Below are 1,132 nucleotides of genomic sequence, written 5' to 3' on the forward strand. Positions count from 1 at the left end.
GGGGTGGGGCACACCTTCCACGCCACCCCGGTCGGCGTGCACATCGGCCGGCCGGGGGAGCGGGTCGCCGACCCGTACTTCGGTGGCGTCGGGCCGGAGCGTACCGGCTGCACCCACTGTGGCGCCTGCATGACCGGCTGCCGCCACGGTGCGAAGAACACCCTGGTCAAGAACTACCTCTGGCTGGCCGAGCGGCTCGGTGCCCAGGTGCACCCGCTGACCACGGTGACCGCGGTCCGGCCGGCCGGCGACGGCTACCAGGTGCACGTCGAGCGCACCGGTGCCTGGCTGCGCAAGCGCCGGCAGGTGATCCACGCCGACCAGGTGGTCTTCGCCGCCGGGGCGCTGGGCACCCAGCGGCTGCTGCACGAGATGCGGGATCGCGGCGCGCTGCCCGGGCTCTCGCCCCGGCTGGGCGAGCTGACCCGGACCAACTCGGAGGCGATCCTCGGCGCCTCGGTGCCGCACCGGCAGGCCCGGACGCGGGGCCTGGACTTCACCGCGGGGGTGGCGATCACCAGCTCGTTCCACCCCGATCCGCAGACCCACATCGAGCCGGTCCGCTACGGGCGGGGCTCGAACGCGATGGGCCTGCTCCAGTCGTTGCTGGTGGACGGTGGGCCGCACCGGGTGCGCCGCTGGCTCGGGCAGATCCTCCGGCAGCCGGCCCGGGCCGCCCGGATGCTCTCCGTGCGCGGTTGGTCGGAGCGTACGGTGATCGCCCTGGTCATGCAGTCGGCGGACAACTCGCTGACCACCCGGGTGCGGCGCGGGCCGCTCGGCCGCCGGTTGGTCTCCGGCCCGGGGCACGGCAGCCCCAACCCGACCTGGATCCCGGCCGGCAACCAGGCGGCCCGGCTGCTCGCCGAGGAGATCGACGGTACGCCGGGCGGCGCGCTGACCGAACCGTTCGACATCCCGATGACCGCGCACATCCTCGGCGGCGCGGTGATCGGCGCGTCCCCGGCCGACGGGGTGATCGACCCGTACCACCGGCTCTACGGCCACCCCGGCTTACACGTGGTCGACGGCACCGCCATCTCAGCCAACCTAGGCGTCAACCCCTCCCTGACCATCACCGCCCAATCCGAACGCGCAATCTCCCTCTGGCCCAACAAGAACGACCCCGACC

Annotated in this window: 1 protein-coding gene; it reads left to right on the forward strand. The window is 73.7% G+C overall.

Annotation, left to right across the window (positions count from 1 at the left end; all coding sequences use genetic code 11):
* Positions 1-1,132 (forward strand): GMC oxidoreductase (locus C1I95_RS34045; RefSeq protein WP_111220226.1); only part of this gene is annotated, 1,132 nt, incomplete at both ends.

Source organism: Micromonospora craterilacus (assembly GCF_003236315.1).
GTDB classification, from domain to species: Bacteria; Actinomycetota; Actinomycetes; order Mycobacteriales; family Micromonosporaceae; genus Micromonospora; species Micromonospora craterilacus.